We start from the raw sequence: 26,129 nt of genomic DNA, 5'->3' as shown, positions 1-26,129 counted from the left end.
CTCCAAGGCACTCCGATTCAGACAGATGAAGCCGCACATGCCCAAAGGATTGATTCGCGCGATTGGCGCCCTGTTGACTGCTCTGGCCCTCTACAGCCTGCTGGGGTTTCTGATTTTGCCGGGCATCGCGCTCCGCGTGGCCAACCAGCAACTGGCCAACTACGCCACGGTGCCTGCGCACATCCAGCGTATCGAACTCAACCCGTTCAGCCTTGAAGTCACGCTGTGGGGCCTGGTCATCGGCGAGCCGGGCAAGGAACAGGTCGGTTTCGAACGCCTGTACGCCAACCTGCAACTCGACAGCCTGTGGACAAAAGCCCTGCACCTGTCCGACATCGAACTGGACAAACCGAAGACCGAAATCCTGTTCGCCAAGGACGGCAAACTCAATCTGCTCGGACTGTTCAAACTGCCGGCCAGCGAACCGACGCCGGCCGATCCGAATGCCAAGCCGTTTCCGCTGCGTATCGACCGGATCAAACTGGCCGGTGGCAACGTGCATTTCGAGGATGCACGCCCGAGCGAGCCGATCGAATTCCTCTACGACAAACTCGATTTCGAACTGAACAACCTCAGCACCCTGCCTGAAGACAACGCCGACATGACCCTGGTCGCCATCGGCCCGGCTGGTGGGCAGATCGACTGGAAAGGCAATTTCAGCCTGATCCCGATTGCCTCCGAAGGCACGCTCAAGGTCACCGATGGCCAGATGAAGGCGTTCTGGCCCTACGTGCGCGACGCCGTGCCGCTGGTGCTGGAAAACGGCGTGGTCAGCCTGAGTACCGACTACAAGCTCAACCTGTCCAAGGAAACCGAACTGTTGTTGAGCAACGTGGCGGTCAGCGTTGCGCCGTTTGCGATCAAGGCACCGGACGGACGTCCGCTGGCAAAACTCGACCGCCTCGACGTCAGCGAAACCACCGTGGACCTGGCCAAGCAGCAAGTGGTGGTCGGCAAGATCCGCAGCCAGAAACTCGAAACCTGGGCCGCCCTCGAAGCGGACGGGCAACTGGACTGGCAGAAACTGTTCGCCAGCCAGCCGTCCAAACCTGCCGCCAAAGCAGCGGCTGAACCGAAAAGCACTCCGGCCGCCGCCGACTCGCCGAAAACGGAACCGGCCGCGCCGGGCAAGCCATGGCAAGTGCTGCTCAAGGACGTGCAACTGCGTGACTACAAAGTGCACCTGGCGGACCGCTCGGCAAAGCCCGAGGTCACGCTGGATGTCACGCCGCTGAACGTCGATCTGCAGAATTTCGACAGCCTCAACGGCTCCCCCTTCAACGTCAAACTCGACGCTGGCCTGGGCAAGCAAGGCAAGATCAACGCCGACGGCGTGGTCAACCTGGCGCCGGTCAACGCCCAGCTCAACGTGAAGACCCAGGACATCGACCTGCGCGTCGCCCAGTCCTACATCAACCCGTTCATTCGTCTGGAACTGCGCAGCGGCATGCTCGGCAGCGACCTGAAAGTGAACCTGAAAAGTACCGAGCCGCTGGCACTCAGCGTCACCGGTCGCGCTCAGGTCGATCAGTTGCACACCCTCGACACCCTGAAGACCCGGGACTTCCTCAAGTGGCAGCAGGTGGTGGTCGAAGGCCTGAATTATCAGCACGGTGACAGCCTGTCGATCGACAGGATCAACCTGTTCCAGCCGTATGCGCGCTTCATGATCAACGATGACCGCACCACCAACATCGATGATTTGCTGATCCCTCAACCTGCCGATTCCGGAACGAAAACCACAGCGGCCAAACCCGCCAGTAACTCGAAACCGCTGGGCATTCACATCGGCGGCATCGTGATCAATGACGGCTCGGCCAACTTCGCCGACTTCAGCCTGACGCCGAACTTCGCCACCGCGATCCAGCAGCTCAACGGCCAGATCGGCACCATCGACAGTCGTCAGGCGAAACCGGCCAGCGTCGACGTCAAGGGCAAGGTCGATCGTTATGCGCCGGTGACCATCAAAGGCGCGGTCAACCCGTTCGACCCGATGGCCAGCCTCGACATCGCCACCAGTTTCAAACGGGTCGAGCTGACCACCCTGACTCCCTACTCCGGCAAGTTTGCCGGTTACCGGATCCGCAAGGGCCGGCTCAATCTCGACCTGCACTACCTGATTACCAAGGGCCAGCTCAAGGCCGAGAACAAAGTGGTGGTCGAGCAACTGCAACTGGGCGAGAAGGTCGACAGCCCGGATGCCGTGAGCCTGCCGCTGAAACTGGCGATTGCTCTGCTCAAGGACGTGGACGGCAAGATTTCCATCGAGCTGCCGGTCACCGGCGACCTCAACAACCCGCAATTCAGCGTGATGCCGATTGTCTGGCAGACCCTGCGCAACCTGATCGTCAAAGCCGCCGCCGCACCGTTCAAGCTGATTGGCGGTCTGGTCAGTGGTGGCGGATCGGAAGATCTGGGCACCGTGTCCTTCGCACCAGGTTCCAGCGAACTGAACAAGGATGCCGAAGCGGCGCTGGTCAAATTGTCCCAGGCCCTGAAGGAGCGTCCGGCCCTGCGTCTGGAAATCGAAGGCACTGCTGCACAAAGCAGCGACGGCCCGTTGCTTGCCGAGCAGCGCCTGGAACGCGAATACCAGTACAACTACTACAAGATGCTCCAGCGCCGTGGCGACAAGGTGCCGGCCCAGGCCTCGCTGATCCAGGTACCGGACAACGAAAAAGGTCCGCTGCTTGAAGGTATCTACCGCACCCGTCTGAAAACCCAGCCACCGGCTGAATGGAAGGATCTGGGCAAGGAAGAACGCACGGCGAAAATGCGCGCCGATGTGATCAAGTTCTGGAGCTCCAGCGATGTGCTGTTGCGCCAGCTCGGTCAGGACCGTGCCAGCAGCATCAAGGATTACCTGGTGGACAAGGGCCAACTGGCCGACGACCGCGTGTACTTCATCGACGCCAATCTTGGTGAAGCGGAAAGCGACGGTCGCGTGGTGACACAAATGCATCTGGACGCCGAGTAATGAACAGTCAATGGCTGGCCGCAATCGCGCTGGCGCTCGTCGCCAGCCAGGCTTCGGCATCCGATACCCTGCGCTGTGGCAGCCAGTTGGTCAGCCTCGGTGACCGCGCCAGCGAGGTGCTGCAGAAATGCGGTGAACCTGTCAGCCGCGACGTGCTGGGCTACAAGCGCAGCGCCAATCGCCGTGAAGAGTTTCAGGTCGAGGAATGGACCTACGGCCCGAGCAACGGCATGTATCAATACCTGCGCTTCGAAGGCAATCGCCTGCGGCAGATCAACAGCAAGCGCGGCGACTGACTTCTCTGCACTTTTCCAGCCCTTGAAATAGAACAGGCCCCGACACGAATGTCGGGGCCTGTAATGGCCACATTCCGTGTGGCCGGTCGCATGAACTCTAAAGGGCGGCAGACGTATTGCTCGGCCCGCCTGTCGCGTCTTCTCCCGGTCCAGGCGAGAAGTCTTGCCTTACTCGGCTTTCAGGCCGTCAGCGGAGACCGCTTTGACGCCTTTGATTTTCTTGGTGATGTCTACGGCCATTTTTTTCTGTGCTTCTGTCACTGCAACAGTGGAGGACAGAGACACGACGCCTTTGTTGGTTTCTACTTTGATGTCAGTGCCTGGAATGCCTTTTTCGGTCACCAGGTCGCTTTTGACTTTGGTGGTGATCCAGGTGTCGGAAGTGGCTTCTTTCGCCTTGGTCATTTCACCGGCAGCCAGAGTCATTGGAGCCTGGGTCGCCTGGGTGGATTGTGCGAATGCGCCGGTGGCCATGGTCAGGGTCAGCGCGGTAGCAGCAGCGGCAGTGATAGCGAACTTCTTCATACGAGTAACTCCTGTTTTTCTGGAAAGTCTGCTGCGTGTCTTGTCAGCAGGGTTACCGGAGATATTGCGAACGCTGTGCCAACTTTTGAAAATACAATAAATCCTTATAAATCAATAAGTTAATAAAATGGAAAATTCTCGGAATCATGCAAATTGCATGACCCCTGAATTATCTACATGCAACTTGCGGCTTTTGGGAAAGTTCCTAACACGCTGAAAAGATTGAAGCTTTTTGTGAAGCACCGCGCAAAAGAAAATGCCCCGCAAAGCGGGGCATTTGATGAGCAGGGATCAAGCAATCAAGTACCGCTGCCAGGGCAACCTTTGGGGGCGTAGTCAGGGTTGACTGTCGAAGCGCAGCTCCAGACACCGGCCACGTTACCGGTGGCGCCGCCGGTACGGGTCAGCGTAATGGTTTTGCCCAGCACAGGCGCCGGTGCATTCGCGATGGTGCAAACGATGGTGCCTGCCCCGGTGTTCGCAGTACCCGATACGCTGACAGTGCCGCAGTTGGTCGTTACATAAGCTGCGGAACCGGTCACCAGCGTACTGTTCGGGTCAGTACCTTGATTGATGGTGTCCTCGAACGGCACTTTCAGCGCGCTGATTTCCGCCAGCCCCGCCGTCACCTTGGACCGTGCCTGATACTTCGTGTATTGCGGCAGTGCAATGGTGGCCAGGATGCCGATGATCGCCACGACGATCAGCAGCTCGATCAGAGTGAAACCTTGTTGTTTCTTCATAGACACGCTCCATGCATGAGTCGGAATCTCATGATCTGAACAGGACTCAGCACAGCCCGTGCCAAAGCGCCCGCACCCGCGCAGGCTGGGCGCGATCACGCTATCGCGGTGTTTCCTACAACCTGTAACCGCACTATCTGACACTTTTTGTCACCTGCACCGAGGCGGTTTGGCGCTGTCACTTGACTAGGCTATAAGTCATGAACTGTCTGCATCCGGGATTCCCATGAATGACATCGCTCTGAGCGGTCTGGCCAAGCAATTGGTACAGGCCGAACTGCTCACGGAAAAAAGCGCCCAACAAGCCTGGCAGCAAGCCCAGCGCAATCGCCTGTCGCTGGTCAGCTATCTGGTACAGAACAAACTGGTGAAGAGTTCGCAGGTCGCCGAAATCGCCTCGGAGCATTTCGGCATGGCGTTCCTCGACCTCAACTGCCTGGACAAGGAAACCCAGCCCAAGGGCCTGGTCAGCGAAAAACTGGTTCGCCAGCACCATGCCCTGCCCCTGTGGCGACGCGGCAACAAACTGTTTGTGGGGATCTCCGACCCGAGCAATCACCAGGCGATCAACGACATCCAGTTCAGCACCGGGCTGACCACCGAAGCCATCCTGGTGGAGGACGACAAGCTCACCGACGCCATCGAGAAATTCTTCGACACCCACGCCTCCGGCCTGGAAGACATGGCCGATGTCGACCTCGACGGGCTGGACGTCGAATCCGTCGATGACAGCAAGCAGGACGCCATCGGCGGACTGGACGCCGACGACGCGCCGGTGGTGCGCTTCGTCCACAAGATGCTGCTGGATGCGATCAAGAGCGGCTCTTCCGACCTGCACTTCGAACCCTACGAAAAAAACTACCGGGTGCGGGTGCGTACCGACGGCATCCTGCGCGAAGTGGCCAAACCGCCGATTCAACTGGCCGGACGCATCGCCGCCCGGCTGAAGGTCATGGCCAGCCTCGACATCTCGGAACGCCGAAAACCCCAGGACGGACGCCTGAAGATGCGCCTGTCGAAAACCAAGTCGATCGACTTCCGGGTCAACACCCTGCCGACGCTGTGGGGCGAGAAAGTGGTGATCCGGATTCTCGACCCGTCCAGCGCGCAGATCGGCATCGACGCCCTCGGCTACGAGCCGGAGCAGAAAGAGCTGTACCTGGCCGCCCTGAAGCAGCCGCAAGGCATGATCCTGGTCACCGGCCCCACCGGGTCGGGCAAGACTGTGTCGCTGTACACCGGGCTGAACATCCTCAATACCGTCGACATCAACATCTCCACCGCCGAGGACCCGGTGGAGATCAACATGGAGGGCATCAACCAGGTCAACGTCAACCCGAAGCAGGGACTGGACTTCGCCCAGGCGCTGCGCTCGTTCCTGCGTCAGGATCCGGATGTGATCATGGTCGGCGAGATCCGCGATCTGGAGACGGCGGAAATCGCCATCAAGGCGGCGCAGACCGGTCACCTGGTACTGTCCACGCTGCACACCAACAGCGCAGCGGAAACGCTGACCCGTTTGCACAACATGGGCATTCCCGGCTTCAACATCGCCACCTCGGTCAGCCTGATCATCGCCCAGCGTCTGGCGCGCAAACTCTGCAGCCACTGCAAGAAGCCCATCGAGATTCCCCGCGAAACCCTGCTCAAGGAAGGCTTTCCCGAGGAACGCATCGGCAGTTTCACGATCTATGAGCCCGTCGGTTGCGATCAATGCAACGGCGGTTACAAGGGCCGCACCGGCATCTATGAAGTGGTCAGGAACACGCCCGAACTGCAGCGGCTGATCATGGCCGAGGGCAACTCACTGGAAATCGACAGCCAGATGCGCCTGGACGGCTTCAACGACCTGCGCACCTCGGGCCTGATCAAAGCCATGCAAGGCATCACCAGCCTTGAAGAAATCAACCGGGTCACCAAGGACTGAACATGGCCGTCAAGGCAGCGAAAATCAGCGTCTACGCCTGGGAAGGCACCGACAAGAAAGGCAGCCGGATCAGCGGCGAACTGAGCGGGCAAAACCCCGCGCTGATCAAGGCCCAGTTGCGCAAGCAGGGCATCAACCCCGGCAAGGTGCGCAAGAAATCCGCGTCGTTGCTGAATTTCGGTAAACGCATCAAGCCGCTGGATATCGCCCTGTTTACCCGGCAGATGGCGACCATGATGAAGGCCGGCGTGCCGTTGCTGCAGTCATTCGACATCATCGGCGAAGGCTTCGAGAACCCGGCGATGCGCAAACTGGTGGACGAGGTGAAGCAGGAAGTCGCCGCCGGTAACAGCTTCGCCGCAGCCCTGCGCAAGAAGCCGCAATACTTCGACGAGTTGTACTGCAACCTGGTGGATGCCGGCGAGCAGTCCGGTGCTCTCGACACCCTGCTCGAACGCGTCGCAACCTACAAGGAGAAGAGCGAAAGCCTCAAGGCCAAGATCAAGAAAGCCATGACCTACCCCACCGCCGTGATTCTGGTGGCGGCGGTCGTCACCGGCATTCTGCTGGTAAAAGTGGTGCCGCAGTTCCAGTCGGTGTTTTCCGGCTTCGGTGCCGAACTGCCGGCGTTCACCCTGATGGTCATCGGCCTGTCGGAGTTCATGCAGCAATGGTGGTGGGCGATTCTGGGTGTGCTGATCGTGGCGTTCTTCGGCACCCGCCATGCGCTGAAGAAATCACAGGCCCTGCGCGACCGACGCGATGCCTGGCTGCTGAAACTGCCACTGGTGGGCACCATGATGTACAAGTCCGCGGTCGCCCGTTTTGCCCGGACCCTGTCGACCACGTTTGCCGCCGGCGTGCCGCTGGTCGAAGCGCTGGACTCGGTCGCCGGAGCCACCGGCAACGTGGTGTTCAAGCGTGCGGTGCTGCGCATTCGTCAGGACGTGGCCACCGGTATGCAGCTTAATTTCTCGATGCGCACCAGCGGGATCTTTCCGAACATGGCCGTGCAGATGACCGCGATCGGCGAAGAATCCGGCGCCCTGGACGACATGCTCGACAAGGTGGCCGGGTTCTACGAGGAAGAAGTGGATAACATGGTCGACAACCTCACCAGCCTGATGGAGCCTTTCGTCATGGTGGTACTCGGGGTGATCGTCGGCGGGCTGGTCGTGGCCATGTACCTGCCGATCTTCCAACTCGGCTCAGCGATCTGACATGCCCATCGACGAACTCTTCGCCCTCTATCCACTGGCCTTTGTCTTTACCGCTCTGATACTCGGGCTGGTGGTCGGCAGCTTCCTCAATGTGGTGATCTGGCGTCTGCCGAAGATGCTCGAGCGCGAATGGCGCCAGCAGGCCCACGACGTGCTCGGGCTGCCCGTCGAAACGCCATTGCCGGTCTACAACCTGATGTTGCCGCACTCGCAATGCCCGCATTGCGCCCACCGCATTCGTGCGTGGGAAAACATCCCGCTGCTCAGCTACCTGTTTTTGCGCGGGCGCTGCTCGTCCTGCTCGGCGCCGATCAGCAAGCGTTATCCACTGACCGAACTGGCCTGCGGCCTGCTCTCGGCATTCATCGCCTGGCACTTGGGCTTCGGCTGGCCGGCATGCCTGTTGATTGTGCTGACCTGGGGCTTGCTGGCGATGAGCCTGATCGACACCGAGCATCAGCTGTTACCCGATGTGCTGGTGCTGCCGCTGCTGTGGCTGGGATTGATTGTCAACAGCTTCGGCCTGTTCGTTTCGCTGCACGATGCGATGTGGGGCGCGGTGGCCGGCTACATGACGCTATGGTCGGTGTTCTGGCTGTTCAAGCTGCTCACCGGCAAGGACGGCATCGGTCACGGCGATTTCAAGCTACTGGCACTGCTGGGGGCCTGGGGAGGCTGGCAGATTCTGCCGCTGACCATCCTCTTGTCCTCGCTGGTGGGCGCCGTGCTCGGGGTGATTCTGCTCAAGCTGCGCGACCGGAAAACCTCGACGCCAATCCCCTTCGGACCCTATCTGGCAATTGCCGGCTGGATTGCCTTGCTCTGGGGTGGTCAAATAACCGGCTTCTATTGGCAGTTTGTCGGTTTGAAATGAATACCCCTGTGGAAAAATCCTGGATTCTCGGCCTGACCGGCGGCATCGGCAGCGGCAAAAGCGCTGCCGCCCAGCACTTCATCGATCTTGGTGTCCATGTGGTGGACGCCGATCATGCAGCGCGCTGGGTGGTTGAGCCGGGGCGTCCGGCGCTGGCAAAAATTGCCGAGCACTTCGGCCCCGATGTCCTGCAGGCCGACGGCACGCTGGATCGCGCGGCGCTCCGCAAGCTGATCTTTGAAGTGCCGGAGCAACGCCGCTGGCTCGAAGCGCTGCTGCATCCGCTGATCGCCGAGGAAATCGCCCATCACCTGGCGCTGGCACAATCGCCTTACGCGATTCTGGTCTCGCCGCTGCTGATCGAATCCGGTCAATACGCGATGACCCAGCGAATCCTGGTGATCGACGCCCCGCAACAATTGCAGATCGAACGCACCTTGCAGCGTGACCAGACCAGCGAACAGCAGGTCCAGGCGATCCTCAAGGCCCAGTCCAGCCGCGAAGACCGCGTCAGCCGTGCCGACGACGTGGTGGTCAACGACCGCGACCTCGCCTGGCTGCACAGCGAAGTCGAGCGCCTGCATCACTTTTACCTGACTTTATCCGGAGGCCAGTCATGAGCCAGACCCCAACCGTTAATTGCCCGACCTGCGGCGCCCCGGTGGAATTCACCCCCGCAAACAAATTCCGGCCGTTCTGCTCGGACCGCTGCAAACTGATCGACCTCGGCGCCTGGGCGTCGGAAGAACACAAGATTCCGGTGGCCCCGGATGCCGAGGACGAACTGTTTTCCGGCGACTTCGACCCGCGCCACTGATCCCGCTCAGGGCCGCATGAAGCCGTAGTCCTGATTGTCGTCGAGGTTTTCTGCCAGAAAGCGCAACTCGTCGGCCAGGTCTTCGGCGTTGCGCACCGCCTTGCTCTGCTGCACCACCGCACTGAGCAAGGCCCGCAGGCTCAGGCCCGGATCGAATCCCACCTCCTGCGCCATCTCCAGACTCTGCCGGGTTTCCTGCCTCGCCCACTCGTAAACGCTCATGCCGCTGCTCCTGAAGGGATTTGGCCGAGCATGAAATGCCGCGCGCGGGGTGGATTTGATGTGGATCAAGACTTGGGATCGTCGTCCTTCCAGGGCGCCGAAAGGTAGCGGGTGCGGTTGAAGGTCTCCAGCCATTCCGGGCAGAACACCACCAGCGCACTGATCACCATGCCGTTGATGAACGCTTCCGGAAAGATCAGCAGCCACAGATAACCGATGAAATCTTCCAGCCATTCGGGCATCGCGAACAGGCCGTCGTACCAGAGCAAGGTCAGGCTCAGAATCAGACATGACAGCGCCGACAAGGCCGCCGCGAAGAAACCCGAGCAGAAGATATACACGAACGGATTACGTGGTTGCGCCCGCTCGACCAGAATCGCCACGCCCTCGGTGATCAGCACCGGCAGCAGGATCAGCAACGCGCCGTTGACCCCGACCGCCACCAGATCCTGGCGCCCCAGCAGAACCAGCCCGATCTGCGCCACCAGCCCGCCGACAATCGCCAGCGGCCAGTCGAGCAGCAAGGTCACGGCCGTCATGCCGATGAAGTGATACGACACGCCCGTGTCGAAATCCCTGCGCACCATCCACAACAGAAACAGCGCGAACACGGTGCCGAACAGCAAGTGCTGACGACGGCTGTCGCTGAACAATTCAACCCACGGTGCCCGGCAGATCGCCCAGAGCAGCACCGGCAGGTAAATCAGCCAGCCGAGGGTCAGACTCGTCGATGACAGCAGTTCTGCACCGATCATGATCCCATCACCTTCATTCGCACCGCAGACTCCCTTGATTGGCGCTCCTGTGTCGAAGTCTACACCGCCACCCGGGTGAATCTGCCGATGCAAAGCTTTCTGCTTGTCGCAATTGAACGCTAAGCTTGGGCCTATGGATGACTCAGATTATTTACGCCTGCTGACCATCGCGGCCGAGCAGGCCAACGCGTTCCTGTCCAATGCCCGCAAATGGGAGCGTGAGCGTTGGGTCTGCCAGCGCCTGCTGCAAGGCTTGAATATTCCGTATCGCGCCGACGAATTCGCCCCGGCCGGTGAGCCGCCGGACGTGTTGTTTCGCGATGCCAACTTCGAGGTGTTTTTCGTCCTCGACGAAGGCCGCCGGCTCAACGATGAATGGCGCGACGAGCTGCAACGTCGGCGCAGTGCGTTTTCCCTGAGCCAACTGGTACGCCGCGAGGCCAAGCCGCGACGAATTCCGGCCAACGAATTCCTGCTGAGGCTGGCGCCGACCCTGCGCAAGAAAGCGCACAACTACAAGGAACGCGGCATGGATCTGGGCGAGCTGGACATCATCGCCTTCGCCAGCCTCAAGCGCGAAGTGCTCGACCTCAACAGCCACTTTCCACCGCCCACCGAATATCTGCGTCAGGGCTGGCGCTCGCTGTCACTGGTCGGGCCGACGTTCGCCCGCGTGCTGTTCGCTCACCCCGATGCACCGGACTTCCTGCGCAGCAACCTGGGTCGCAGCATTCTGTTCGATGTCGGGATCAGCCTGTAAGCCCTAAGCAGGATGGCGCAAACACTGGCCGGATGTTACAAAAGCGCAATCATTCGCCCGGATGACATGCGCCGTTCAACGCTCGCAGACAAACCGCTGTAACGTCTGCGCATTCAGCAACGTCTATCCCTGACGAGGCCTCATATGACCAGCCGCCTGAACCCCGAAGACCAGAAGCATGTCGAAGAGTACCTGCAGTTGTCCCAGCACCGTGTCGAGCGCCGGCCATTCCGGCCGTGGATGCTCCTGGTGGTGGTACTGGCAGCGACCATCGGTCTGGGCCTGTTGAGCCGATTTATCAGTTACCTGACGCTATGAGCTGCATCGCGCTCGCTTGGGTTACGACGACAACGATTTCCTTTAAAAACCTTGCGAGCTATAACCATGTCCCATCGTATTGTCATTGTCGGCGGCGGCGCCGGCGGTCTGGAGCTGGCTACCCGTCTGGGTAAGACTCTGGGCAAGCGCGGCACCGCCAGCATCATGCTGGTCGACGCGAACCTGACGCACATCTGGAAACCGCTGTTGCACGAAGTGGCCGCCGGATCGCTGAACTCTTCCGAAGACGAACTCAACTATGTTGCCCAGGCCAAATGGAACCACTTCGAGTTCCAGCTGGGGCGCATGAGCGGGCTCGATCGTGAGCAGAAGAAGATCCAGCTCGCCGCCACCTACGACGAAAACGGCGTGGAACTGGTCCCCGCGCGGGAAGTGCCCTACGACTCGCTGGTGATCGCGGTCGGCAGCACCACCAACGATTTCGGCACCCAGGGCGCGGCGCAGCACTGCCTGTTCCTCGACACCCGCAAACAGGCCGAGCGTTTCCATCAGCAATTGCTCAATCACTACCTGCGTGCTCACGCCGGGCAGACCGACGTGGTCCAGCAGATCAGCGTGGCCATCGTCGGCGCCGGCGCCACGGGCGTCGAACTGGCGGCCGAGCTGCACAACGCCGCCCATGAACTGGCGGCCTATGGTCTGGACCGGATCAAACCGGAAAACATGCACATCACCCTGATCGAAGCCGGGCCACGGGTGCTGCCGGCGCTGCCGGAACGCATCAGCGGGCCGGTACACAAGACACTGGAGAAACTCGGGGTCAACGTGATGACCAACGCCTCGGTCAGCCAGGTCACCGCCGACAGCCTGATCACTGCCGATGGCAACGAGATCAAGGCCAGCCTGAAAGTCTGGGCCGCCGGGATCCGTGCGCCGGGTTTCCTCAAGGACATCGATGGCCTGGAAACCAACCGCATCAACCAGCTGCAAGTGCTGCCGACGCTGCAGACCACCCGCGACGAAAACATTTTCGCCTTCGGTGATTGCGCCGCCTGTCCGCAACCGGGTTCGGATCGCAACGTGCCGCCACGGGCCCAGGCCGCGCACCAGCAGGCATCGTTGCTGGCCAAGTCGCTGAAACTGCGGATCGAAGGCAAGACCCTGCCGGAGTACAAGTACACCGACTACGGCTCGCTGATTTCGCTGTCGCGTTTTTCGGCTGTGGGTAACTTGATGGGCAACCTGACCGGCACCGTGATGCTCGAAGGCTGGCTGGCGCGGATGTTCTACGTTTCGCTGTACCGCATGCACCAGATGGCGCTGTACGGCCCGTTCCGCACGGCGATGCTGATGCTGGGCAGCAAGATCGGACGCGGCACCGAGCCACGCCTGAAGCTGCACTGATGTAAAAAACCGTGGGGGCGGGCTAGCTCGCCCCCACGGCGTTTTGTCTTCTACTGTATCTACCCCCGCTTTCCCCACCTTCGCTTACAAACGCCCACGCTCCTCGACACAGACGCGATACACCGCCACCGCTTAATGGCCACACCCGAGCGCACCTGCTCCGGCTGATCGCCCTTAACGTGTGGTTGCGCAGCGCAACCGAAGGAGAATGAAATGACCCGCACTTCGAAAACTGGCAAAACCTCCCTTGGCCTGGTCGGTGCCGTACTGGCCGGCGGCCTGATGCTGTCCGGCTCGGTGTTCGCCGCGCAACCGCTGGCCCAGGGCTACATGGTCGCCTCGGCCGAAACCTCGGTGAAGACCCCGGAAGGCAAATGCGGTGAAGGCAAATGCGGCGATGCGTCGATGGCCAAAACCGACACCGATGGTGATGGCAAAGTCTCCCGCGCCGAATTCCTGAAGGTCGCGCCGCACTCCGACTTCGACAAGATCGACACCAACCACGATGGCTTCATCGACGAGCAAGAGGCTTACGACAACGTCAAAGCCAACTACGAAGCCAACGGCAAGAAAATGCCCAAAGGCTTGTTCGAACACTTGAAAGAGCGTGACGGTGCCTGATATTCAGTCCGTCCCGGCAAAACAGCCCCGACAAAAAAGCCGCGCTGTCTCTCACGAGAAGCGCGGCTTTTTTATGTCTGCCGGGATTACAGCTGGAAGCGCCGCACCATGCCCTGCAATGCATTGGCGAGTTTCGACAGCTCATGGCTGGACGCGCTGGTCTGGTCGGCACCGGCCGCCGAACGTACCGACAGGTCGCGGATGTTCACCAGATTGCGATCCACTTCCCGCGCCACTTGCGCCTGCTCTTCGGCGGCGCTGGCGATGACCAGATTGCGTTCATGGATCTCATGCACCGACGCGGTGATGGTTTGCAGGGCCTCGCCGGCCCGCTCGGCCAGTACCAGCGTGGTGGACGCCCGTGAGGCACTGGCCTGCATCGACTCCAACGCCAGGCTCGAACCGTTGCGCATACCCTGCACCATCTGCTCGATTTCCTGGGTCGATTGCTGCGTGCGATAAGCCAGCGCCCGGACTTCGTCGGCGACCACGGCAAACCCGCGTCCACTCTCCCCGGCCCGTGCAGCCTCGATGGCGGCGTTGAGCGCCAGCAGGTTGGTCTGTTCGGCAATCGCGCGGATCACGTCCAGCACCTTGCCGATGTCTTGGGACTGGTTGGCCAGTGATTGCACCAGTTCGCCAGTGTGCTGCACGTCGCTGGCCAGGGCGTTGATGGCGCTGGCGGTTTCACTGACCCGCTCTTGCCCCAGATGCGCCGATTCGCTGGACTGGCGTGTCGCGTCGGAGGTCGACACCGCATTGCGTGCGACTTCCTCGACCGCCGTGGTCATCTCGTTGACGGCGGTGGCGGCCTGTTCGATTTCGTTGTTCTGTTGTTGCAGGCCCTGGGTGCTGTCGAGCGTGACCGCGTTGAGTTCGTCGGCGGCAGTCGCCAGTTGCGTGGCAGAACCGTTGATGCCTTGCAGGGTTTCGCGCAGGTTCTGTTGCATGGTCGCCAGCGCCTTGAGCAATCGGCTGACTTCGTCGTTGCCCTCTGTCTCGATCGGTCGGGTCAAATCCCCTTTCGCAACACTTTCTGCTGCGCTGACGGCGGTGCTCAATGGGCGAACGATGCTGCGGGTAAGCAACATCGCCAGAGCAACAGTCGCCAACGCCGCCAGTACGATGAACAGGCTGACGATGGTGCGCGAGGTTTCGTAGTGGGCGGCGGAGTTACTGCTCTCTGCCGCGACCTGTTTGGCGAACAGATCCGCCAGGTCATTGAGTTGCTTGCCGGAGCCGTCGACCACGGTTTTCATGTCGACCAGCAGCAGTTTGGTCAGCTCGTCGCGTTTGCCTTGCTGGGCAAGGACGAACGATTGCGCGATGCCGGCGCGATAGGCCGCGAAGGTTTTCTTGAACTGATCGTACAACTGCTGGCCTTCCGGAGTAGTCACCAGACGGTCGTACGCGGCAATCTTCTCGCTCAGTTCCTTGTCGCGGGTGTCCATCTGGCTGCGGTAAACAGCAACGTTGTTCGGATCAGGATCCAGCGCCATGCGCAGAGAAATGGTGCGAATGCGCAGCATGATCTCGCGAATCTCGTCGCCGCCACGAATGCTCGGCAGCCATTGGTTCTCCACCGCGACCTCGCTCTCGCGGATGCTCGACATCTGCCCCAGGGCAAACACGCCAAGCAACGCCACCAGCAACGCAATCAGGGCAAAGCCCAGGGCCGCACGGGGAGCAATATTCAACTGACGAAGCAACATGACGAACGCCCTTTTTCTTGTATTGGCCGGATTCAAGGGGCGATCGATGGCAGGCCCCTTTCGTTAGCGGGCTATCGGCAAGTTGTACGATGACTTGAGCGAAGGGCAAAAAAAATCCCCGTATCTTTCGATACGAGGATTTTTAATATGGTCGGGGTAAGGGGATTCGAACTCCTGACATCCTGCTCCCAAAGCAGGCGCGCTACCGGACTGCGCTATACCCCGGCTTGAAATTGGCTCCGTGACCAGGACTCGAACCTGGGACCCAATGATTAACAGTCATTTGCTCTACCGACTGAGCTATCACGGAACTACATATTTCAATTTACTACGGTGAAACTTGCAGCTTCTCGACATCGTTTTCGCATCGCTGCGTTCGTGTGTCTGAGGCGCGCTATTCTACAACCTAGAACACCTCTGTCAACCCCCTAAATTGCTTTCAAGTTAATGATTTGCAACTTATTTCAGATTTCTGCCCAGTGAGCTGAAACCGTGTTGGTGACTGACTGCGGGGCGCACTTTACAAGCCTTTTCCTTTGAGTTCAACAGCCTAACGAAAAAAAAGGCCTCGCATTGCGAGGCCTTCCTTACTTCACCACCCAAAGCTGTCAGTTGAACGTGATCTCGTCGTTCTCCACGACGCCGGTCGCGGTCTCGCCCGGCAGGAAGCGTCCCGACAGGATCAACTGCGCCAGCGGGTTCTCGATCCAGCGCTGGATCGCCCGTTTCAGCGGCCGTGCGCCATAGACCGGGTCGTAACCGACGGCTATCAGCTTGTCCATCGCCTCCGGACTCAGTTCCAGCTTCAGCTCGCGCTCGGCCAGACGACTGCGCAGACGACCCAGCTGGATTTCGGTAATACCCGCGATCTGATCCCGCGCCAGAGGCTCGAAGATCACCACTTCGTCGACCCGGTTGATGAACTCCGGACGGAAGTGGGTGGAAATCGCATCCATCACCGCTGCCCGTTGCGCTTCACGGTCACCCACCAGCTCCTGGATCTGCATCGAACCGAGGTTGGAGGTCATGACGACTACGGTATTGCGGAAATCCACCGTACGTCCGTGGCTGTCGGTCAGGCGACCATCCTCCAGCACTTGCAGCAGGATATTGAACACATCCGGGTGCGCCTTCTCGACTTCGTCCAGCAGGATCACCGAGTAAGGCTTGCGCCGTACCGCTTCGGTCAGGTAACCGCCCTCTTCGTAACCGACATAGCCTGGTGGCGCACCGATCAGCCGTGCCACGGAATGTTTTTCCATGAACTCGGACATGTCGATCCGCACCATCGCCTCTTCCGTATCAAAGAGGAACTCGGCCAGTGCCTTGCACAGCTCGGTTTTACCGACACCGGTCGGGCCGAGGAACATGAACGAGCCACTCGGACGGTTCGGGTCGGACAACCCTGCACGGGAACGCCGCACCGCGTTGGCCACTGCAACCACGGCTTCGTCCTGGCCGATCACACGCTGGTGCAACAGGCTTTCCATCTTCATCAGCTTGTCGCGCTCGCCTTCGAGCATTTTCGACACGGGAATGCCGGTCCACTTCGAAACGACTTCGGCGATTTCCTCTTCGGTCACCTTGCTGCGCAGCAACTGGTTCTCGCTCTTGCCGTGCTGGTCGACCATCTGCAGGCTGCGCTCCAGATCCGGGATCACCCCGTACTGCAACTCGGCCATGCGGTTCAGGTCGCCTTTACGGCGCGCGGCTTCAAGTTCCTGACGGGATTGTTCGATCTTCTGCTGAATCTGCGCAGAACCCTGCACCTCGGCTTTTTCCGAGTTCCAGATTTCTTCCAGATCCGAATACTCACGCTCGTGGCGGTCGATTTCTTCCTGGAGTTTCTCCAGGCGCTTCTTCGCCGCGTCGTCGCTTTCTTTCTTCAGTGCCTGGGATTCCACCTTCAACTGAATCAGGCGCCGCTCCAGACGATCCAGCACTTCCGGCTTGGAGTCGATCTCCATGCGGATGCGGCTGGCGGCTTCGTCGATCAGGTCGATCGCCTTGTCCGGCAACTGCCGGTCAGTGATGTAACGATGGCTGAGTTTGGCCGCCGCGATGATCGCGCCGTCGGTGATCGCCACTTTGTGGTGAACCTCGTAACGCTCCTTGAGCCCACGCAGGATCGCGATGGTGTCTTCTTCGCTCGGCTCGTCCACCAGCACCTTCTGGAAGCGCCGCTCGAGGGCCGCGTCCTTCTCTATATATTGGCGGTACTCATTGAGCGTGGTCGCACCGACGCAATGCAGCTCGCCACGGGCCAGGGCCGGTTTGAGCATGTTGCCGGCGTCCATCGAGCCCTCACCCTTGCCGGCGCCGACCATGGTGTGCAGTTCGTCGATGAACAGAATGATCTGCCCTTCCTGCTTCGACAGCTCGTTGAGCAGCGCTTTCAGGCGTTCTTCGAACTCGCCGCGATATTTGGCGCCGGCAATCAGCGCCCCCATATCGAGGGACAGCAGACGCTTGCCGCGCAGGCCATCCGGCACTTCTCCATTGATAATGCGCTGGGCCAGACCTTCGGCAATCGCGGTTTTACCCACGCCAGGCTCGCCGATCAGCACCGGGTTGTTCTTGGTCCGGCGCTGCAGGACCTGAATGGTGCGACGGATTTCATCGTCACGGCCGATCACCGGGTCGAGCTTGCCGTCTTCGGCACGCTTGGTCAGGTCGACGGTGTATTTATCCAGCGCCTGACGCGACTCTTCGTGGTTGGCGTCGTTGACGGCCTCGCCACCGCGCAGGTTGTTGATGGCATTTTCCAGCGCCTTCTTGCTCACGCCCTGGCCGAGCAGCAACTTGCCGAGCTTGCTGTTCTCGTCCATCGCCGCGAGCAGTACCAGCTCGCTGGAAATGAACTGGTCGCCCTTCTGCTGGGCCAGACGGTCGGCCTGGTTGAGCAGACGCGCCAGATCCTGCGACATGTTCACGTCGCCGGTCGGGTTCTGGATTTTCGGTAATTGGTCGAGCTCTTTGGTCAGCTCTTTACGCAAGCTGTTGACGTCGAAGCCCACCTGCATCAACAGGGGTTTGATCGAACCACCCTGCTGTTCAAGCATGGCTTGCATCAAATGCGCCGGCTCGATGGCCGGATGATCGTGGCCGACAGCCAGGGATTGGGCATCGGACAACGCCAACTGTAATTTGCTGGTTAAACGGTCTATACGCATGGGTCACCTTCCTTTTGAGCAGGCCGGACCTAAAAAACCATCCTGAATAAAGAAACCTGCCAGATACCGCTATAGATGCGGTCGATTCTGGAAGATTCAAGCGTGGGACAGTTGATGCAGATCAGACAGTTTAGCGGGTGAGCCAAACGAGGGAGGCGAAGCGACCGGTGCGCGATGCACGGCGGTAGGAAAAGAAACGAGGGTCGCTGACAGTACAGAAACCGCCGCCATAAACAGCTGTGACTCCACGAACCGCCAGACGCAGTCGCGCCAGCTTATAGATGTCGGCCATGTACTTGCCGACATTGTGGCTCGGGACAAAGGCTGTCGCGGCTTCGGGCAATTGATTGATGAAGACTTCCCGGACTTCCGGGCCGACTTCGAAGGCTTGCGGACCGATGGCCGGGCCGAGCCATACAAGAATGTCTTCGGCAGGTACATCCAGACTGTCGAGGGTGGCTTCCAGCACACCAGCCGCCAGCCCACGCCAACCGGCATGCGCCGCTGCCACGCGAGTACCGGCACGGTCGCAGAACAGCGCCGGCAGGCAATCGGCGGTCATTGCCGCACAAGCGATACCCGGTGTTGCCGTCCAGCTGGCATCCGCCGTGGCCACCACGGACGGATCCGCATGCGCCACGTCAATCCCGTGCACTTGCTGCAACCAGGCAGGCTTTATAGAGAAGTGATCGGTCAGTCGCCGACGGTTTTCGGCGACGGCCTCAGGACGATCCTCGACATGATCGCCCAGATTGAGGCTGTCGAACGGCGCCTCGCTGACGCCGCCCTCGCGGGTGGTGACACAGGCCTTGACGCTGGCCGGCGCGGGCCAGTCCGGCGTCAGCCAGTTCATCCGACGAATGCCTCGCGATCCTGCTTGAGCAGGGTCAGCAGCCAGACCAGATCTTCCGGCAACGGCGATTCCCAGCTCATGCGCTCACCGGTGGTCGGGTGATCCAGTTCGAGGAACCGCGCGTGCAGAGCCTGACGCGGGAAGTGTTTCAGCGACTCGACCATGGTCTGGCTCGCCGCCGGCGGAATGCGGAAACGACCGCCGTACGCCGGATCGCCGACCAACGGGAAGTTGATGTGCGCCATGTGTACGCGGATCTGGTGGGTACGACCGGTTTCCAGCTTCACCCGTACGTGAGTGTGGGAACGGAAACGCTCCAGCACACGATAGTGGCTGACCGCAGGCTTGCCGCCTTCCATCACTGCCATGCGCTGACGCTGCTGGCCGTGACGACCGATCGGGGCGTTGATCTTGCCACCGGCGGTCACCACGCCGATCACGATGCATTCGTAGATCCGGCTGACACTGCGGCTTTGCAGCTGGGCAACCAGTTTGGTCTGCGCCTGGATGGTCTTGGCCACCACCATCAGACCGGTGGTGTCCTTGTCCAGGCGATGCACGATACCGGCACGCGGGACATTGATGATGTCCGGCACGTGGTGCAGCAAGGCGTTGAGCAAGGTGCCATCGGCGTGGCCGGCAGCCGGGTGCACCACCAGGCCAGCAGGCTTGTTGATCACCAGGATGTCGTCGTCTTCATAGACGATATCGAGCTCGATGTCCTGGGCGACCCATTCACCCTGGGCCTCCTGCTCGGCGGTCAGTTCAAGGACGGCACCGCCATGAACGATGTCGCGCGGGCGGATGACCGCCCCGTCCACAGTCAGGCGACCTTCTTTGATCCAGGCGGAAAGGCGCGAGCGGGAGTGCTCTGCGAAGAGTTGGGCGGCGACTTGATCGAGGCGTTGGCCGCCCAATTCGGACGGCACCTCTGCGCGAAGTTCAATTTTATCGGACATGCTCGGACTGGGCGTCGGCTACAGCCTTTGGTTTCGGCTGCGCGCTTGTGGTTAAATACGGCGTCTTTTGCCCCGGGGCTTTTCAACGGGGCGCTCATCATAACAGGACGGCCCCGCCCAAGACAGCGGCCGTCATAGGGACGCAAGCCGCCATGCAAGTGAAACACCTGCTGCTGATCGCCATCCTCGCATTGACCGCTGCTTGCTCATCGAAGGAAGTCGTAGACGAAAACCTGAGCGAAACCGAGCTGTACCAGCAGGCTCAAAAGGACCTGGACAACAACAGTTACACCAGTGCCACCGCCAAGCTGAAGGCTCTGGAGTCGCGCTATCCGTTCGGTCGCTACGCAGATCAGGCACAGCTCGAGCTGATTTATGCGAACTACAAGAACTCTGAGCCGGAAGCTGCAAAGTCCGCCGCCGAGCGCTTCATTCGTCTGCACCCACAGCACCCGAACGTCGATTACGCCTACTACCTCAAGGGCCTGACCTCGTTCGACCAGGACGTTGGCCTGCTGGCGCGCTTCCTGCCGCTGGACATGACCAAGCGTGACCCGGGCGCTGCCCGCGACTCCTACAACGAGTTCGCCCAGCTGACCAGCCGCTACCCGAACAGCCGCTACGCGCCGGACGCCAAGCAGCGCATGATCTACCTGCGCAACCTGCTGGCAGCCTACGAAATCCACGTGGCCGACTACTACCTGACCCGTCAGGCCTATGTCGCCGCCGCCAACCGTGGCCGTTATGTAGTGGAAAACTTCCAGGAAACCCCATCGGTCGGCGACGGCCTGGCGGTGATGACCGAGGCCTACCAGCGTCTGCACCTGGACGAACTGGCGGCTACCAGCCTGGAAACCCTGAAGCTGAACTACCCGAACCACCCGAGCCTGAAGGACGGTCAGTTCGTACCGTCGGTCGCCGAAGCCGACAACCGTTCGTGGCTGAGCAAGGCCACTCTGGGCCTGATCGAATCCCGTCCACCGCTGCCGCCGGGAGAGACCCGCGCCAACCAGGACGTACAGAAGCAGTTCCAGGACGCGAAAGACGCTATCCCGAACGAGCTCAAGCCTAAAGACGAAAACGGCGACGTGATCGAAGCGCCGGAACCGGAGTCCAGCAACAGCGACCGCTCCATTTTCAGCTACTTGACCTTCGGTCTGTTCGACTGATCACTTCGGTGATGCCAAAAAGGGAGATCTTCGGATCTCCCTTTTTATTGCCGCGTTTTATTGAGCTGTGCGCCCGCCAAGACCTTGGCTAAACTGCCGGATCATCAGTCAAAAAGCCGCCCATCATGCTTCGTCTACTCTTCTGGATCGCCCTGATCGCTGCCGCCGTCTGGCTCTGGCGCAAATTCAAGGCGCCTGTCGCACCCATGCAATCCCCCCGCGAACAGGATGCCGCACCGATGGTGCGTTGCGCCCATTGTGGTGTGCACCTGCCACGCGACCGTGCGCTGAGCCTTCGTCAACAGTGGTATTGCAGCCAGGCTCACCTCGAGCAAGGCCCCGGTTCCAGTGATCGCTGAGGCGACCGACGCCACTCGCAAACAGGCCCAGCGACTGCTGCGCCTCTATCACCTCTACCGTCTGAGCGTCGGCATCACCCTGGTGCTGCTGATCTCCAGCAACATGGACAACCGCCTGCTGACGTCGGCCGACGACGAACTGCTGCGCAGTGGCAGCTGGTTGTACCTGGTGCTGAATATCCTGCTGGTGGTGTTCCTGGAGAACATCCGCCGTCCGGCCCAGTTGTTCGGCCTGGCTCTCGTCGACATCCTGCTGCTGTGCGGCTTGTTCTACGCCGCCGGCGGCGTGGCCAGCCCGGTGGGTAATTTGCTGATCGTCTCGGTAGCCATCAGCAATACGCTGCTGAAACGCCGTATCGGCGTGCTGATCGCGGCCATCGGCGCACTCGGCATTGTCGGTCTCAGCTTCCTGCTGAGCTTTAGCCATCCCCTGAGCGCCAACGAATACCTGCAGGCGGGCACCCTCGGCGCCCTGTGTTTTGCCGGAGCGTTGTTGGTGCAAGGCCTGATCCGCCGCCTCGAAGTCAGCGAGACCCTCGCCGAACAACGGGCCAGCGAGGTAGTCAGCCTCGAAGCTCTCAACGCCTTGATCCTGCAACGCATGCGCACCGGCATTCTGGTCCTCGACGAACAACGCCGGGTGCAACTGGCCAACCAAAGCGCCCGGACCCTGCTGGCGCAGTCGCCCCTTGAAGGTCATTTGATCGATGAATATTCGATCGCACTGGTCGAGCGCCTGAACCTGTGGCTGAACAACCCGACCCTGCGCCCGCAGAGCCTGAAGATCGCCACCAACGGCCTGGAACTGCAACCGAGCTTCATCGCCCTGGAGCAGAGCCCGAACCGCCAGACCCTGGTGTTTCTCGAAGACCTCGCGCAAATCGCCCAGCAGGCCCAGCAACTGAAGCTCGCCGCGCTCGGGCGCCTGACCGCCGGCATCGCCCACGAGATCCGCAACCCGCTGGGTGCCATCAGTCATGCCGCACAGTTGCTGCGGGAATCCGAGGAACTCGACGATGCGGATCGGCGTCTGACGCAGATCATCCAGGATCACTCCCAGCGCATGAACCGAGTCATTGAAAACGTCCTGCAACTGTCCCGCCGCCAGCAGAGCGCGCCGCAACGGCTGGATCTCGAGCCATGGCTCGAGCACTTCGTCGAGGAAAGCCGCGAACAGGCCAGCGAGCACCAACGGATTCATCTGAACATCGAACCCGGGGATTTCCGGACCCTGATGGACCCGGGTCAACTGACGCAAATTCTCGACAATCTGTTGCGCAACGGCTGGCGGCACAGCGCCCTGCTGCACGATCCGGCGCAGGTCTGGCTGCGGCTGTTCATCGACCCCGAGAGCCAGCTGGCCGTGCTCGAAGTCCAGGACAACGGCCCCGGCGTGGCGCTGGATCAGCAGGCTCATCTGTTCGAACCCTTCTTCACCACCAGCAGCCAGGGCACCGGCCTTGGGCTTTATCTGTCCCGTGAGCTGTGCGAAAGCAACCAGGCCCGCCTAGACTTCAAACCACGCCAAGGCGGCGGCTGCTTTCGCATCACCTTTGCTCACGGACGGAAACAAAGTTGAACACGAGCCCACGGCAAAAAATCCTCATCGTCGACGACGAACCGGATATCCGCGAACTCCTGGAAATCACCCTGGGACGGATGAAACTCGACACCTTCAGCGCACGCAACCTCGGCGAAGCCCAGTCGCTGCTGAACCGCGACACCTTCGATCTGTGCCTGACCGACATGCGCCTGCCGGACGGCACCGGACTGGATCTGGTGCAGCACATCCAGCAACGCTACCCACAATTGCCGGTGGCGATGATCACCGCCTATGGCAGCCTGGAAACAGCGATCAACGCCCTGAAAGCCGGGGCTTTCGATTTCCTTACCAAACCGGTGGATCTCACCCGACTGCGTGAGCTGGTCGCCACGGCATTGCGCATGCCGGCGACCGGCGGCGTCTGCACCTCGATTGACCGGCGCCTGCTCGGTGACTCGTTACCCATGCGCAACCTGCGCAAACAGATCGACAAACTGGCCCGCAGCCAGGCGCCGGTCTACATCAGCGGCGAGTCCGGCAGCGGCAAGGAACTGGTCGCCCGGCTGATTCACGAGCAAGGCCCGCGCGCCAGCCAACCATTCGTGCCGGTGAATTGCGGGGCGATTCCTTCGGAATTGATGGAGAGCGAGTTCTTCGGTCACCGCAAAGGCAGTTTCACGGGTGCGGTGGACGATAAGCCGGGCCTGTTCCAGGCCGCCCATGGCGGGACGCTGTTTCTCGATGAAGTGGCGGACTTGCCGCTGTCGATGCAGGTCAAGTTGCTGCGGGCGATTCAGGAAAAAGCCGTGCGCAGCGTCGGCGGCCAACAGGAAACCGTGGTCGATGTACGCATTCAGTGTGCCACCCACAAGGACCTGGACGCGGAAGTCGCCGCCGAACGCTTTCGGCAGGATCTGTATTACCGGCTGAACGTGATCGAACTGCGGGTTCCGTCCCTGCGTGAACGTCGTGACGATATCGAGGCATTGGCCAGCCATGTGCTCAAGCGTCTGGCCCACGGCACTGGCCAGCCGGCGGCGCGCCTGCATCCACAAGCGCTGGAGGCGTTGAAGAACTACCGCTTTCCGGGAAATGTACGGGAGCTCGAGAACGTCCTCGAGCGTGCGCACACGCTGTGCGAAAACCGCACGATCGAGGCCGACGACCTGCGCCTGAGCGAAGGCAATTGCGCAGCCGAGGGTGGCATTGCCGATCTCACACAGATCGACAACCTGGAAGACTATCTGGAAAACGTCGAGCGCAAACTGATCCTGCAGGCGCTGGAAGAAACCCGCTGGAACCGTACGGCTGCGGCCCAGCGGTTGAACCTGTCATTCCGTTCGATGCGCTACAGGCTCAAGAAGCTCGGCCTGGATTAAATGCGCCCGGCCGGGGCATACGGCGCCGGATCGATGATCGGCGCCCGCCCCAGCATCACATCGGCAAACAGCTGGCAGGAGGCAGGCGCCAGCACCAGTCCGTTGCGGTAATGCCCGCAGTTGAGCCACAAACCATCAATCCCGGGCACCCGCCCGATATAGGGAATGCCCTCCGGCGAGCCGGGACGCAACCCGGCCCAGTGCCCCACCACTTCGGCATCCGCCAGCGCCGGCAGCAGCTCCACGGCCGAGGCCTTGAGGCTTTCCAGAGCGTTTTCGGTCGGGGTCTTGTCGAAACCCTCATGCTCCAGCGTACTGCCGATCAGGATATGCCCGTCGCGACGCGGAATCGCATAACGCCCCTTGGCCAGCACCATGCTCGGCAGAAAGTCCGCCGCGCACTTGTAGAGAATCATCTGGCCTTTGACCGGTTCCACCGGAAGCGAAAGATTCAGCGTCTTGAGCAGCTCGCCGCTCCACGCCCCCGCCGTCAGCACCACCTGATCGCCGTTGATCACGCCTTTCGACGTTTGCACACCGACAACCTTCTCGTCCTCACGGACAAACCCGCTGACCTCGCACTGCTCGTGAATCGTCACGTTCGGCAATGCCTGCAACGCCGCTTTCAACGACTTCACCAGCCGTGGGTTGCGTACGTTGGCCACATCGGCCATGTAGATCGCCCGGGAAAATCCACCGCCAAGCACCGGCACCGCATCATGGGCCGCCGAGATATCCACAGCCCGCAGCGGACGGTTTTCCCGCTCGGCCCAGGCCAGCGCTTCGGCCTCATCATCCAGATCCAGCCAGTACAGGCCGGTGGTATGGACTTCAGGATCGACGCCGGTGTCGGCAAACAATCGCTCGCCCAGCTGTGGATAAAAGTCCTGCGACCAGTGCGCCAGCGCCGTGACCGCCGGGCTATAGCGCCATGGATACAGCGGAGAAACGATGCCGCCGCCGGCCCAGGACGACTCCTGGCCGACGTTCGATCGATCCAGCAGCACCACGCTGCGCACTTCGGAGGCGAGGTTGTACGCGGTCAGCAGGCCAATCACCCCGCCACCGACAATCACCACTTGCTGTTGCCTGGTCATGTTTGTTCCAACCGTAAAAAAGACAGTGGGCGCAAAAGGCACCCGAATGAAAGCGGCTCAGCGGCCCCAGCAATCCTTGGTGGCAAGCCCGGCAGTCGCGTTGATCATGCTGCGCACACCGGTGTTGGTGAGGGTGAAATCCCCGCACTTGTCGCCGGCCATGGTCGTGCCGGCCTTGCGGGTCGCGGTCAGCAGGTAGGTCTGGTCAGCGATGGTCGGGGTGATGGTGTAGAAATCATTGCCCGTGCTGAGCCCGGTGACACCGGTGTAAACATTGTTGCGGGTGTAGAAGCGTTCGAGGGTCTGCGCCTGCTCGTTCAGCAGCGAGGCCACTTCGGCGCGGCGGCCCTTCTTCAGGTATTCGGTATAGCTCGGTGCGGCAATGGTGATGATGATCCCGATGATCGCAATCACGATCATGATTTCGATCAGGGTGAACCCGCGGATGGATCTGCGCATGCCTCA

At 60.8% G+C, this 26,129-nt stretch carries 25 protein-coding genes and 2 tRNA genes; 15 read left to right on the top strand and 12 right to left on the bottom strand.

Features of this window, described 5'->3' with window-relative positions; translation table 11 throughout:
• The first annotated feature begins 25 nt into the window (after positions 1-25).
• Positions 26-2,977 (top strand): DUF748 domain-containing protein, encoded by a 2,952-nt coding sequence (locus OQ248_RS15115; protein ID WP_265813213.1) that lies wholly within the window; start codon positions 26-28, stop codon positions 2,975-2,977.
• The gene (locus OQ248_RS15110; RefSeq protein WP_114885591.1) at positions 2,977-3,273 is read left to right on the top strand and encodes a DUF2845 domain-containing protein; all 297 of its coding nucleotides are present in this window, start codon (positions 2,977-2,979) and stop codon (positions 3,271-3,273) included. Before OQ248_RS15115 ends, OQ248_RS15110 begins: the two co-directional genes overlap by 1 nt.
• 168 nt (positions 3,274-3,441) lie before the next feature.
• On the opposite strand, the gene OQ248_RS15105 is transcribed toward OQ248_RS15110, so the two are convergent.
• Positions 3,442-3,798 (bottom strand): BON domain-containing protein, encoded by a 357-nt coding sequence (locus OQ248_RS15105; protein WP_065261581.1) that lies wholly within the window; start codon positions 3,796-3,798, stop codon positions 3,442-3,444.
• Between the two features lie 299 nt (positions 3,799-4,097).
• Positions 4,098-4,541: a pilin gene (locus OQ248_RS15100; protein WP_085712162.1), complete on the bottom strand. Its 444-nt coding sequence runs from the start codon at positions 4,539-4,541 to the stop codon at positions 4,098-4,100.
• Between the two features lie 226 nt (positions 4,542-4,767).
• Between OQ248_RS15100 and pilB the strand changes: the two genes are divergently transcribed.
• The 5 genes from pilB to yacG are packed head-to-tail and all read left to right on the top strand — an operon-like array spanning position 4,768 to position 9,379.
• Entirely contained in the window at positions 4,768-6,468 is a 1,701-nt protein-coding gene (pilB, locus tag OQ248_RS15095; protein ID WP_265813212.1) for a type IV-A pilus assembly ATPase PilB, read from the top strand.
• Between the two features lie 2 nt (positions 6,469-6,470).
• Complete coding sequence (locus tag OQ248_RS15090; RefSeq protein WP_248743735.1) at positions 6,471-7,688, top strand: type II secretion system F family protein; 1,218 nt, start codon at positions 6,471-6,473, stop codon at positions 7,686-7,688.
• 1 nt (position 7,689) lies between these two features.
• Positions 7,690-8,562 (top strand): A24 family peptidase, encoded by an 873-nt coding sequence (locus tag OQ248_RS15085; protein WP_265813211.1) that lies wholly within the window; start codon positions 7,690-7,692, stop codon positions 8,560-8,562.
• On the top strand, positions 8,559-9,182 hold the full coding sequence (coaE, locus tag OQ248_RS15080) for a dephospho-CoA kinase (protein ID WP_265813210.1): 624 nt from the start codon (positions 8,559-8,561) through the stop codon (positions 9,180-9,182). The genes OQ248_RS15085 and coaE overlap by 4 nt, the downstream gene beginning before the upstream one ends.
• The gene (gene yacG / locus OQ248_RS15075) at positions 9,179-9,379 is read left to right on the top strand and encodes a DNA gyrase inhibitor YacG (RefSeq protein ID WP_085712167.1); all 201 of its coding nucleotides are present in this window, start codon (positions 9,179-9,181) and stop codon (positions 9,377-9,379) included. The genes coaE and yacG overlap by 4 nt, the downstream gene beginning before the upstream one ends.
• Positions 9,380-9,385: 6 nt before the next feature.
• On the opposite strand, the gene OQ248_RS15070 is transcribed toward yacG, so the two are convergent.
• Positions 9,386-9,601 (bottom strand): hypothetical protein, encoded by a 216-nt coding sequence (locus OQ248_RS15070; protein ID WP_096820888.1) that lies wholly within the window; start codon positions 9,599-9,601, stop codon positions 9,386-9,388.
• A gap of 65 nt (positions 9,602-9,666) precedes the next feature.
• Positions 9,667-10,356 (bottom strand): energy-coupling factor ABC transporter permease, encoded by a 690-nt coding sequence (locus OQ248_RS15065; RefSeq protein WP_248740440.1) that lies wholly within the window; start codon positions 10,354-10,356, stop codon positions 9,667-9,669.
• 133 nt (positions 10,357-10,489) lie between these two features.
• On the opposite strand from OQ248_RS15065, the gene OQ248_RS15060 reads away from it, so the two are divergent.
• From OQ248_RS15060 to OQ248_RS15045, 4 genes are all read left to right on the top strand, one after another.
• Positions 10,490-11,116 carry a DUF1780 domain-containing protein gene (locus tag OQ248_RS15060; protein WP_065261573.1) on the top strand — a complete coding sequence of 209 codons (627 nt, stop codon included), beginning with the start codon at positions 10,490-10,492 and terminating at the stop codon, positions 11,114-11,116.
• 144 nt (positions 11,117-11,260) lie between these two features.
• Entirely contained in the window at positions 11,261-11,434 is a 174-nt protein-coding gene (locus OQ248_RS15055; protein ID WP_065261571.1) for a DUF3094 domain-containing protein, read from the top strand.
• 66 nt (positions 11,435-11,500) lie between these two features.
• The gene (locus OQ248_RS15050) at positions 11,501-12,799 is read left to right on the top strand and encodes an NAD(P)/FAD-dependent oxidoreductase (RefSeq protein ID WP_085712169.1); all 1,299 of its coding nucleotides are present in this window, start codon (positions 11,501-11,503) and stop codon (positions 12,797-12,799) included.
• Positions 12,800-13,012: 213 nt separating this feature from the next.
• Positions 13,013-13,420 (top strand): EF-hand domain-containing protein, encoded by a 408-nt coding sequence (locus OQ248_RS15045; RefSeq protein WP_265813209.1) that lies wholly within the window; start codon positions 13,013-13,015, stop codon positions 13,418-13,420.
• An 86-nt stretch (positions 13,421-13,506) separates the two neighbouring features.
• Here the strand turns inward: OQ248_RS15045 and OQ248_RS15040 are convergent, their stop codons facing one another.
• The 6 genes from OQ248_RS15040 to rluD form a co-directional block, all read right to left on the bottom strand.
• The gene (locus OQ248_RS15040) at positions 13,507-15,132 is read right to left on the bottom strand and encodes a methyl-accepting chemotaxis protein (protein ID WP_265813208.1); all 1,626 of its coding nucleotides are present in this window, start codon (positions 15,130-15,132) and stop codon (positions 13,507-13,509) included.
• 148 nt (positions 15,133-15,280) lie between these two features.
• A tRNA-Pro gene (locus OQ248_RS15035) sits at positions 15,281-15,357 on the bottom strand.
• Positions 15,358-15,366: 9 nt separating this feature from the next.
• Positions 15,367-15,442: transfer RNA gene (locus OQ248_RS15030), tRNA-Asn, on the bottom strand.
• A gap of 298 nt (positions 15,443-15,740) precedes the next feature.
• Positions 15,741-18,305, bottom strand: a complete 2,565-nt coding sequence (gene clpB / locus OQ248_RS15025) for an ATP-dependent chaperone ClpB (RefSeq protein WP_265813207.1) — start codon at positions 18,303-18,305, stop codon at positions 15,741-15,743.
• Positions 18,306-18,435: 130 nt separating this feature from the next.
• Positions 18,436-19,158 carry a peptidoglycan editing factor PgeF gene (gene pgeF / locus OQ248_RS15020; protein WP_265813206.1) on the bottom strand — a complete coding sequence of 241 codons (723 nt, stop codon included), beginning with the start codon at positions 19,156-19,158 and terminating at the stop codon, positions 18,436-18,438.
• Complete coding sequence (gene rluD, locus OQ248_RS15015; protein WP_085712174.1) at positions 19,155-20,117, bottom strand: 23S rRNA pseudouridine(1911/1915/1917) synthase RluD; 963 nt, start codon at positions 20,115-20,117, stop codon at positions 19,155-19,157. The genes pgeF and rluD overlap by 4 nt, the downstream gene beginning before the upstream one ends.
• Before the next feature lie 152 nt (positions 20,118-20,269).
• Between rluD and OQ248_RS15010 the strand changes: the two genes are divergently transcribed.
• The 4 genes from OQ248_RS15010 (at position 20,270) to OQ248_RS14995 (ending at position 24,567) form a co-directional block, all read left to right on the top strand.
• Complete coding sequence (locus tag OQ248_RS15010; RefSeq protein ID WP_119430150.1) at positions 20,270-21,286, top strand: outer membrane protein assembly factor BamD; 1,017 nt, start codon at positions 20,270-20,272, stop codon at positions 21,284-21,286.
• Positions 21,287-21,411: 125 nt separating this feature from the next.
• Positions 21,412-21,645 carry a PP0621 family protein gene (locus OQ248_RS15005; protein ID WP_265813205.1) on the top strand — a complete coding sequence of 78 codons (234 nt, stop codon included), beginning with the start codon at positions 21,412-21,414 and terminating at the stop codon, positions 21,643-21,645.
• The gene (locus tag OQ248_RS15000; protein WP_265813204.1) at positions 21,635-23,224 is read left to right on the top strand and encodes an ATP-binding protein; all 1,590 of its coding nucleotides are present in this window, start codon (positions 21,635-21,637) and stop codon (positions 23,222-23,224) included. The genes OQ248_RS15005 and OQ248_RS15000 overlap by 11 nt, the downstream gene beginning before the upstream one ends.
• Positions 23,221-24,567 carry a sigma-54 dependent transcriptional regulator gene (locus OQ248_RS14995; protein ID WP_265813203.1) on the top strand — a complete coding sequence of 449 codons (1,347 nt, stop codon included), beginning with the start codon at positions 23,221-23,223 and terminating at the stop codon, positions 24,565-24,567. Before OQ248_RS15000 ends, OQ248_RS14995 begins: the two co-directional genes overlap by 4 nt.
• Here OQ248_RS14995 and thiO read toward each other — a convergent pair.
• Positions 24,564-25,664 carry a glycine oxidase ThiO gene (gene thiO, locus OQ248_RS14990; RefSeq protein ID WP_265813202.1) on the bottom strand — a complete coding sequence of 367 codons (1,101 nt, stop codon included), beginning with the start codon at positions 25,662-25,664 and terminating at the stop codon, positions 24,564-24,566. The genes OQ248_RS14995 and thiO overlap by 4 nt on opposite strands.
• Positions 25,665-25,721: 57 nt before the next feature.
• Positions 25,722-26,123, bottom strand: coding sequence for a type IV pilin protein (locus OQ248_RS14985; RefSeq protein ID WP_085712180.1), 402 nt, complete (start codon positions 26,121-26,123; stop codon positions 25,722-25,724).
• Positions 26,124-26,129: the final 6 nt, after the last annotated feature.

This window comes from Pseudomonas sp. COW5 (genome assembly GCF_026240005.1).
Classification (GTDB): Bacteria; Pseudomonadota; Gammaproteobacteria; order Pseudomonadales; family Pseudomonadaceae; genus Aquipseudomonas; species Aquipseudomonas kribbensis.
The sequence above is the reverse complement of the archived record's forward strand: the minus strand, read 5'-3'. Positions and strand labels throughout refer to the sequence as shown.